General features: G+C 47.0%; 12 protein-coding genes and 1 pseudogene. 6 read left to right on the forward strand and 7 right to left on the reverse strand.

Annotated features, from left to right (window positions below; genetic code table 11):
* Positions 1-126 precede the first annotated feature (126 nt).
* The 5 genes from ACYQ2M_RS21285 (at position 127) to ACYQ2M_RS21305 (ending at position 4,155) form a co-directional block, all read left to right on the forward strand.
* Positions 127-561 carry a CBS domain-containing protein gene (locus ACYQ2M_RS21285; RefSeq protein WP_459918403.1) on the forward strand — a complete coding sequence of 145 codons (435 nt, stop codon included), beginning with the start codon at positions 127-129 and terminating at the stop codon, positions 559-561.
* A 121-nt stretch (positions 562-682) separates the two neighbouring features.
* On the forward strand, positions 683-1,864 hold the full coding sequence (locus ACYQ2M_RS21290) for a thiolase domain-containing protein (protein ID WP_459918404.1): 1,182 nt from the start codon (positions 683-685) through the stop codon (positions 1,862-1,864).
* Entirely contained in the window at positions 1,864-2,274 is a 411-nt protein-coding gene (locus tag ACYQ2M_RS21295; RefSeq protein ID WP_459918405.1) for a Zn-ribbon domain-containing OB-fold protein, read from the forward strand. Before ACYQ2M_RS21290 ends, ACYQ2M_RS21295 begins: the two co-directional genes overlap by 1 nt.
* 136 nt (positions 2,275-2,410) lie before the next feature.
* Positions 2,411-2,623 carry an acyl-CoA dehydrogenase family protein gene (locus tag ACYQ2M_RS21300; protein ID WP_459918406.1) on the forward strand — a complete coding sequence of 71 codons (213 nt, stop codon included), beginning with the start codon at positions 2,411-2,413 and terminating at the stop codon, positions 2,621-2,623.
* A 404-nt stretch (positions 2,624-3,027) separates the two neighbouring features.
* Positions 3,028-4,155, forward strand: a complete 1,128-nt coding sequence (locus ACYQ2M_RS21305; protein WP_459918407.1) for an Ldh family oxidoreductase — start codon at positions 3,028-3,030, stop codon at positions 4,153-4,155.
* Positions 4,156-4,365: 210 nt separating this feature from the next.
* On the opposite strand, the gene ACYQ2M_RS21310 is transcribed toward ACYQ2M_RS21305, so the two are convergent.
* From ACYQ2M_RS21310 to ACYQ2M_RS21320, 3 genes are all read right to left on the reverse strand, one after another.
* Positions 4,366-4,692 (reverse strand): hypothetical protein, encoded by a 327-nt coding sequence (locus ACYQ2M_RS21310; protein WP_459918408.1) that lies wholly within the window; start codon positions 4,690-4,692, stop codon positions 4,366-4,368.
* Between the two features lie 67 nt (positions 4,693-4,759).
* Complete coding sequence (locus ACYQ2M_RS21315; protein WP_459918409.1) at positions 4,760-5,179, reverse strand: hypothetical protein; 420 nt, start codon at positions 5,177-5,179, stop codon at positions 4,760-4,762.
* A gap of 179 nt (positions 5,180-5,358) precedes the next feature.
* Complete coding sequence (locus ACYQ2M_RS21320) at positions 5,359-5,634, reverse strand: P-loop nucleotide/nucleoside kinase family protein (protein WP_459918410.1); 276 nt, start codon at positions 5,632-5,634, stop codon at positions 5,359-5,361.
* Between the two features lie 497 nt (positions 5,635-6,131).
* Between ACYQ2M_RS21320 and ACYQ2M_RS21325 the strand changes: the two genes are divergently transcribed.
* Positions 6,132-6,656: a gamma carbonic anhydrase family protein gene (locus ACYQ2M_RS21325; protein WP_459918411.1), complete on the forward strand. Its 525-nt coding sequence runs from the start codon at positions 6,132-6,134 to the stop codon at positions 6,654-6,656.
* A gap of 321 nt (positions 6,657-6,977) precedes the next feature.
* Here the strand turns inward: ACYQ2M_RS21325 and ACYQ2M_RS21330 are convergent, their stop codons facing one another.
* The 4 genes and pseudogenes from ACYQ2M_RS21330 to ACYQ2M_RS21345 all read right to left on the reverse strand — a co-directional run.
* Positions 6,978-7,595: a DUF3786 domain-containing protein gene (locus tag ACYQ2M_RS21330; RefSeq protein ID WP_459918412.1), complete on the reverse strand. Its 618-nt coding sequence runs from the start codon at positions 7,593-7,595 to the stop codon at positions 6,978-6,980.
* A gap of 206 nt (positions 7,596-7,801) precedes the next feature.
* Positions 7,802-8,158, reverse strand: a complete 357-nt coding sequence (locus tag ACYQ2M_RS21335; RefSeq protein WP_459918413.1) for a hypothetical protein — start codon at positions 8,156-8,158, stop codon at positions 7,802-7,804.
* 90 nt (positions 8,159-8,248) lie between these two features.
* Positions 8,249-8,992 carry a glycosyl hydrolase 108 family protein gene (locus ACYQ2M_RS21340; RefSeq protein ID WP_459918414.1) on the reverse strand — a complete coding sequence of 248 codons (744 nt, stop codon included), beginning with the start codon at positions 8,990-8,992 and terminating at the stop codon, positions 8,249-8,251.
* 154 nt (positions 8,993-9,146) lie between these two features.
* Positions 9,147-9,391, reverse strand: a pseudogene (locus ACYQ2M_RS21345) (IS3 family transposase); the annotation flags it as partial.

Consider the following 9,391-nt stretch of genomic DNA (forward strand, 5'->3'; position numbering starts at 1 on the left):
TTGCTCCGCCAACTATGCCAAACAAACCATATTGTGACCCAACCGGAAAAATAGGAACGCGTCCGATGGGCTGGCCAGATATTTGCCCCAAACCTTGAGCTAACCATTTAAAATCAGGAATTTTGCATGCACACATTAACGGTTTCAAATATCATGACCCACGCCTTTGAAACATTAAATATGGATGACACACTTAAACATGCCGCCCTTTTAATGCGCAGATCAAAACTGGACGTATTGCCCGTCATCGGGACAGATGGGCAATTGCTGGGACTAATGACAAAAGCCAATCTTTATGATGCCGTGGCTGCCGGTGAATTACCGGAAACACAGGTGAAAAACCTTTTTATTAAAAAAGATGTCGTCACGCTGCAGGAAGACATGCCTTATAATGAGGTTACTGAAATTGTTAAAAAAAGCAAGGTGGGAACCGCCATCGTTCTCAATCATCAAAACAAGGTGGTGGATATTTTTACCAAAGCCAGTTGGATAATGGCTATGTTTGAAAATGAAACCCTGCTGAATCATCAGATGCAGATTATTCTAAATCCTTTTTGTTGATGCGATTCCCAAAACCAGTGTGGGAAAATTTTCCAAAAAAGACATTAGAAAAGAATATGAAAATTATTACAGCCAACAATAAACCCCAAAAGTTTTATGGTTTTAACATGGAGAAGAAAGTATGAGAAAAGTAGCCATTATAGGCACAGGACACACCGATTTCGGGTTTAACTCACCCAAGACAGGGCTAGAACTTTTTTGTGAAGCAGCAACGGAAGCCATGGCTGAAGCAAATGTGCAATCAAAGGATATTCAGGCATTATATTGCGGTAACGGGCTGAGTGATTTTTCCGAAGGGCAGATTATGATTCAATCCTATATTGCGGACTCCCTGGGATGTCGTCATATTCCGGCCACCCGGTTTGAAGCGGCCTGTTCTTCTGCCACCGTGGCCATTCGGGATGCGTATATGTGGGTGGCATCGGGCTTTTACGATATTGTCCTTGTGGGGGGAACGGAAAAAGCCACGGCCATGGGAACGGCACTTGCCACACGGACCTTTGCCATGGGAACCGATGCCCGGTATGAATTTCCGGCGGGTCTTACGTTTCCCGGTTTCTTTGGACTTCTGGCAAATTTATATGCATCAAAATACAATGTTCCCTTTGAAAGACTTCGACGTCAGATGTCTCTGGTTTCAGTGCAATCCCACAGTTATGGGGTGAACAATCCCCATGCCCAGTTCAAAAAGGAGATCACCGTGGAAAAGGTGGAAAAGGCCTTTATGGTTGCATCTCCGTTGACCCTGCTTGATTGCTGCCCCTTCTCCGATGGTGCCGCAGCCCTTGTAATTGCATCGGAAGAAAAGGCCAGGGAACTTTGCGACACCCCCATTTACATTGCCGGGGTGGGTCAGGCATCTTCGGGCATGTTAAGCACCCAGTATAAAAATATCCCACGATTAAAAGCCCGGGATATTTCCGTAAAACAGGCCTATGACATGGCCGGGGTGGGTCCCCAAGACATTGATGTGTGTGAACTCCACGATTGCTTCAGCATTGCCAGCATCATCGCCGCCGAAAGTCTGGGATTTGCCGAATTTGGACAAGGGGGTCAGCTGTGGGAAAAAGAAGAAACCCGCATCGGAGGTAAAATCCCCATTAATATTTCAGGAGGACTCAAGTCTAAGGGACATCCCATCGGGGCCACTGGAGCCTCCCAGACGGTGGAAATCGTAAAGCAGCTCCGGGGAGATCTTGCAGGCCAGAAAAGACAGGTGGAAGGGGCAAAAGTGGGTCTGGTTGATACACTGGGCGGAGACGGCATCATCTGCAATCTTATTTTAAAAAAGGAACGAGACTAATGGAATATCCCTTACCGTTTGAGCAATACAACAACGCGTTAAAGAACAATACCCTTCTGGGACTGAAGTGCAGAAAATGCCATCACATAACCTGTCCGCCCCAGATGGCCTGCCAGGAATGTTCTTGTCTTGATCTTGAAATAACCGAACTTGCAGGCACCGGGACGATTCAAACCTACACAACCATTTATGTTGCGGCTGAAAACAGGGAAAATGAAGTCCCCTATGTGATTGTTCTGGTAAAACTGGAAGAAGGCCCCTGGATTATGGGTGAACTGTTGGCCATAAATCCTGAAGAGGCAAGTCAGGATATCATTGGGAAACCCGTCAAAATGGCAAATCGTGTCTTTCCCGGAGATAAATATTCCAATGGCGCGGCTGCCCGTCCGGTGTTTTATTTTCTGGATTAATCAAACAATCGGGCCTTTGGTCACCACTTCGGCCTCACAATTGTGAGGGCTGGCCAATGTTGTAATCAAGCCCGCACAATCCAGAGCTGATCCCGTTGCACATAATAATTTCGGCTATTTCATATGGAGAAAAAGGATGTATTTCAATCTTACCAAAGCGCAGAAGATGATTCAAAAAGAGGTGCAGGATTTTGCAAAAAAAGAAATTGCCCCCCGGGCGGAGGAGCTGGAAAGAAACGGTAAATATCCCTATAATATCATGGCAAAAATGGCATGGCGGGGCCGGACAGCCATGCCCATAGCCCAAATCATGGGACAGATATTTACAATGGGCAACAAACAGCTGTAAAAAAAACCGACACATTGTAAAAAATTTCACTGGAATAAATTTTGTTGCAATATCAAATCCGCTATGAATGAAGGATTTCAACCCTGGCGTGGAATTTGCATTTGTTCCAATTGGCTTTAGATCATCCGCCCCAAAATCGCTGAGATCACCTGGCTGGGAGCTGCCTATGCTGCTGGCCTTGCCGTGGGGTTCTGGTCGGGACTTGTTGACGAACTCACGTCAAAAGGATCTGCTCACTCAACCTGCCCCCCCACACATGGATGAAAAATATCGCTGCTGCGCATCATGGCAGAAAGACTTGCTATAACAAAAAAATCATTTAATTCCAGTATATTGGTGAGCCCCTCATATAAAAAGGGAATTAGCTGTTTTTCATCAACCATTAACAAGCGGAGAACGAGACAATGGCATATGAAGATGCATATACAGATTGTAAATGGGTGGCATTTGACGTCCTTGAACGATTCATGAAAGACGTACTGATGGCAAGCGGCATCCCCAAAGAAGATGCAGAAACGATTAGTGATGTCCTTATCACATCAGACAAACGCGGCATTGATTCCCATGGCATCGGCCGATTGAAACCCATTTACATTGACAGAATTGATGCTGGCATTCTCAACCCGATCACCCAGATCACCATTGTAAAGGACAAAAAAACCACAGCCGTGCTGGACGGCAACAACGGCATGGGACATGTCATCGCCAAAAAAGCCATGCAGATGGCAATTGACAAGGCAAAAGCCCACGGCATGGGCATGGTGGCGGTTCGAAATTCAACCCACTACGGCATTGCCGGATATTATTCGCTGATGGCGGCCAACGCCGGGATGATCAGCATGAACGGCACCAATGCCAGGCCATCCATTGCCCCCACCTTTGGGGTCGAAAACTTGCTCGGGACCAATCCTTTGACAATCGGATTTCCCACGGATGAACCCTTTCCCTTTATTCTGGATTGTGCCACATCGGTTTCCCAACGGGGTAAAATCGAAGTTTACGGCAGAGCAAACAAGCCGTTGCCCGCGGGATGGGTGATCGGCCTGGACGGCAAGACACGGACCGATACCGCCCAAGTCCTTGTGGATCTGACCCGGGGAAAGGCGGCACTGACACCCCTTGGCGGCATCGGCGAAGATACGGCAGGATATAAAGGCTACGGATATGCCACCATTGTTGAAGTCCTTTGTGCTGCGCTGCAGGGAAATAAGTTTCTAAAACAGATCAATGAAATTGATGCAGCTGGCAAAAAGGTTCCCATTCAGCTGGGCCATTTCTTTATTGCCATTGATATTGAAGAGTTCACGGAACTGGACCGATTCAAAAAAGATGCCGGGGATATCATGAGGGAGTTGCGCGCATCCAAGAAAGCACCCGGCCAGGACCATATTTATACGGCAGGGGAAAAAGAATGGATTGCCTGGCAGTATCGAAAAGTTCATGGATGCCCTGTCCCCAAAACCCTTCAGACACAGATGATAGGATTCAGAGATCGCTTCAAATTGAACTATCATTTTGATTTTGAAAAATAAAGCCTGCACCCCTGCCCCTGCCTGTCCTGGCAGCCGACAGGGGCAGGTCGATGATCACTGGGCCAGGGTGCCCCCTTACATTAATTCAATTTACACATATTTATATTAAGAATTATTTTTTACAATTCATTGAAAAATAACATTGAAGAAGGTTTAAAAACTGTATCCTCACAGGTTCAATCATTTTGCATGACGATCCAATATCAAGAGCTAAATTTTTTTCACCCACCTCAATCCCCCCCATAGATTCATCATCAGGCTCAGACCAAGTACCACCTCCTTCCATCCCGGAGATGTGGTGTCATGACCATGGATTGCAACGGCAACAATGGGTTCCGTGGCATTTTCTTTTTTTAATACATCCCGCACATCAACAAGAGCGCTGACTTTATGCCCCCTACCGTCATTGACTTCCATGCGCCATTCTCCGGATTGACGGGGGCAAAAGGCAAAAACACTCTGCCCATCGGTTCTGCCGTTCTGAAATTCAAAGAGCTCCTCTCCGGGAGCAAATACGAAAATTTCAGCAAATGCCATGGGAACTCCTCCTGAGTAGTAAAATCAGGCGCAAACCGTCTGTTGTTCAAGAAGTAATTGAAATCCGCTACCGTGACAGCTGCCTGTGCATGGTTTCAATCGCAGTTTGCAACCTCTTTGCCAAATCCGGATCGTTGTTTGCTCGGGCAGCTTCAATACCTAAACGGGCCTTCTCAACGAAATTGATGCGCATGGTGTCTGTAGCCATATCGGCCGGATGACCGGTCGCCACCGAGATTTTTATAGTCATTCCCAGGAAAGGTGAGCTTTCATCAAGCGACATTTCCCCGCTACGGATTTGGCCGTTCATCCAATCGAACATTTCCTTGCGCGTCATGCTTGTGAAATCTGCCTGTTTGACGGTAGCCGTTTCGGCAGTGGCTGCTGTTAGTGCTGACGAAAATGATGCGGAATTGGTGCTTGCAGCTGTGGATGTCTGCGCGCACTGCGTGGTGTAAAGGTGATTTGACTCCGTGTTGACCTTCATAAAAATATCCTCTTAATGGCGATGAAAAAATAAGCCCAACGCCGCAAATAACCGGTGAAAATGAGGCGCAGCGGAATTTGCATCCGAGTTAATTTGCTTTGTTATGTACTCCTATTTTAGTGTACTTTCTTTATGTTAAAACCTTCATTTTCTGAAGGATCTACAAAATATTTTGTAACTTATTCAAACATTTCAACTGTATCCGTAGCAGATCTCTCTGGTTGCTCTTTACGCCTTTGTTCTATACGTTTTAGGCATAGCTCGTTGGGGGCGTCGATATAAATTAAGCTATGTGGAGCCTTTACTTCTAAAAATAAGAATATCCGCCGCATCAATACGCAACCAAAAAGTTTGCGTTCGTCATGGGCGTGAAACACCCCAAATAAGTAGTTCGACCGTTTCATTTGGATTTTGGCTTCAGCCCAATATAATCTGAAAAGAAACAGTTTTTCCATATCCCGGAAGACTCCATCAGGATTTTCCCTGCTTCAGAGGGATCTTTATTTGTACTTTTTGATTACAAGTCTCGTGAGCGGCAAACAGCCGTCTTGATCCCAACCTTGTCTGTCATAGAAAGGCCACGTCTCTGTACAATTTCAAAGTTAATGCCTATACTCAAATCTAAAAATTTTAATCTGGAGTTCAAGCTGAAATCGGAATTATATATACCATACGTGCCCGCAAAACCAAATGCGTAAAAAGGAGAAAAAATGAAAACAGCCCAAACACGGAAAACCCGGCGGTATACGACAGGCTCAAATTCGCTGGCATCCAGGTGCAGAAAGCCTGCACTCTGGTGCTGCTCAAGACAAATCAATATTGATAGATCTTTTGGTCTTACCTGGCTGGTACAACAACCCATCAAACATAATAACAGAGGAACGCTGTAAAAAAAAACGGGTTGGACCAAGGCAATTAATCGGGTTAATGCCTGAATGAACGAGGAGGAAGTATGCTTTTTGAATTTGATGGAAATTCACCGATAATCGGCAAGGACAGTTATGTGAGTGAAACCGCCCAGGTAATCGGGGATGTGGTGATTGGAGATAATTGTTATGTGGGACACGGGGCCATCCTCCGGGGGGATTACGGACGCATTGAAATCGGGAACGGCACTGCCGTGGAAGAGGGCGTAGTGATCCACTCCCCTCCCTCCGGACTGCATCGCATCGGCAAAAATGTTACCCTGGGACATGGGGCCATTCTCCATGGCAGCATTATCGGGGACTTTTCCGTGATCGGCATGGGCGCCATCCTGAGTATTCTTTCAGAAACAGGAGAATGGACCATTGTGGGAGAAGGGGCACTGGTCCGGGCCAACCAGAAAATTGCCTCCCGTGTGGTGGCAGTGGGAAATCCTGCCAAGGTAATCCGGGATATCACCCCTAAGGATCAGGAGCGATGGAATTACGGCAAAAAAGTCTATGTGGACCTTGCCTTAAAATACCTGAAACAGGGTATGACCCTGATTCAATAAAACAATTTATAAAAATTGTTTGAGGAGTGACGCCCAGACAGATCATATCCCCCTAAGCATAGGGAATTTATCAATATTAGGATTGATAACGCTGCTAACCAGCCGCGCGTCCTTTTGCGTCGGCTGAATTAGCCATGTTAGCCTTTTGGGTCTCACTTTTTAGGATCCGGTATTGTTTCAACTCAGTATATATACGACAGCATCTTCCTGCTTTAACATATCATTACGGTTCCGCCAAACGATCAGGACTGCAACGAGAATCAACAGGTATGTATCGTAGGGCTGGGCGTCAGCGGTTATACGATTATTTTATACGCTACATTATTCTTTCGTAAGAGTCTGAACAAATATGGTCACCAGTACGGCCAAAACTTCAAAATCGATAAATTGAGTCGCGTTGAGATCGAACAACAGGGTTGCCCTCGCAGGAAACTCATCGTCTCTGTCATAGAAAATAAGTTGCAATAAAATGTGCGGGAGCAAATCAAAAATCAAACTCACCGAGCCTAAGCCTGCTTCACCTCCTTTGTGACCGCCATAAAACGCCGCAACCTCATATAATTCCGGAACGCGTCCTTGGAACCGCTTTATTATAGGTCGCTCTAATGCGCTACTGGAATAACTACCCTGTTTGAACAAGGGCCCCGCAAGGTCCGCAAAGGTTACAAATTTTTCAGCCGGTCGACAACAGCTCCCCTTCAAAATGTAGTGAATCAATACACTTCCAATGGCTTCCTTGACCCCCTTGCCATTAGACCGTCGCACTCCCTCATTGGATACCAGATAAGTCCCACCCAAAAAAGGAATCTTGGCCTCTTCGGCATCATTCAGGGCAAGATCAAGATGCGTTGCTGAAGTGGGAATATCCGTATTTCGAAGGCGCTCGATAAGATTTTCATAAATCCATCTGTGACCTCCAATTGCTGCGTTTTTTTTCATTGTATGGTTCTGTTCCTTCACATGTTCTACTAGTATTTTGAGTATAACGCTCGGAATAAGGCGCGGCGGCTTTTTGCCGTCGCTCTCAATGCCATTGCTCGGCATCCGTTAATAAATCTTTGATCATCCGTACACACTCAAGCTTTGATCCATTCGGTAAACTGTGGAACGCTAATTCTTGAGCTAGTTTGATTTTGTAATGATTCTCAAAGGCGGAAAGCATACCGGAGGGTACATGAGGTACCTCCAAGCGCTCTTTCAGTTTCTTCCTGAATTGCGCCAAAAAATGCTTCAAGAATTTTAAAAAACTTCGTTAATTTAGGCACCAAGCTGCTGACCAACCACACGGCAACCAAAATGACAATACTGTAGATCGTAATGGTGCTGGACAGGAACGAAATGATCAATGGCCTAAAGAAATAGAGAACCATACCGATGACCAGAAGTAACGGCATCCATAATAAGGGAATACACTTTAAGGCCTTGCCAAAGGTAGACTGGGCAACCTCCAGCTGGTCAAGATAGGCCTTTGTCGGCTTTTCCATCCAGGGGGCGATTGCCATGAACTTTCCTGAACCCCAACCCCCTGCGTAAACTTAAAAAAGCGATGTTATCCCTCCCATAACTTCCCATGAGACGCAGCACCCCCTGGGTCAGGCCAGCAAGCCCAGCGCCCGGTAGGTATTGCGGCCGGCTATACCGTCAGGTTCCAGCCCGTTTGCCTGTTGCCAGGCTTTCAACACGGTCTCGGTGTCGCTGCCAAACTTTCCATCCACCTGGATTTTCAGGGCCTCTTGAAGTTTGCGCACCCAAGACCCACGGGAGCCCTTTTTGACAATCTTATAATCAACCGATGGCGCAATGGCCCCAATGACCTGACTACTTCCTCCGGCCATGGCGATGGCTGTGGCGCGAACACCATGAACACGGCGTTCCCACCCCTTTCCAAATGTGGACCAGGTGGAAAGATTACGCAGGAAGCTCAGGCGGCGGTCGCACATGAGGTCGATGACCTGGAGGGGATCGTGTTCTTTGACCCTGGCAAGGGTTTTAGGACCGATACTACCGTCCTGCTTGGCACCGACTGCGGCCTGCAGCCATTTAGCACCTCGCCCCGGTCCGGAATTCACGGCAGAATCAAAGAGAGCGTAATCAACACCTGGGGGAACCTCATCACAACAACACTTGCTCCAGTAACCGGAATGGTAAATGTGTTCCAGCTCCTCGTCTGTGATGTTTCGCAGATCGTCCTTATTCTTATCTTTGCCAAAGTAACGTTGATAGGTGGCCAGGGTGACCCCTTTCATGGTTGCGCCGCCTGGGTCCTTGGGATGATCCGCCCATCCGCCTTCGTGGACCAAAACATGGGCGAGCGACTTTTTGAAGTTTTTCTTCATTTTTTGACCTCTTTGGTGGGTTTAGTTATTGGTTAAATTCGGGGTTCCCTGAATAAGACACCTGCGGTGGCTGTCAAGATACTTGTCGCATTTTTTGAAATTTTCTTCTCTTACAACAATACGTTTTCGGTACTTTCGGGGTAGCCCTTCTCCCCGGATAATCCGGCCGATACTTGCAGGTCCGGAACAACGATTCAGAAAAAGGGGTTGTCATTGCTGACCCTGGGGCGACTGTATGATTTTGTCACTCCCAGGGCGTCCATTTTCGCTCTGATGGTATATCCTTTCTGGGCACCACCGTTGTCGGCATGAATCACCGGCGGTTTCAAGATGCACCCCTGAGCCAGTATAGCCTTGTGGATAAAGGTGGCTCCCAGTTCGGCGCTCTCGGTAGAATGA

This window comes from Desulfocicer niacini, assembly GCF_054657595.1.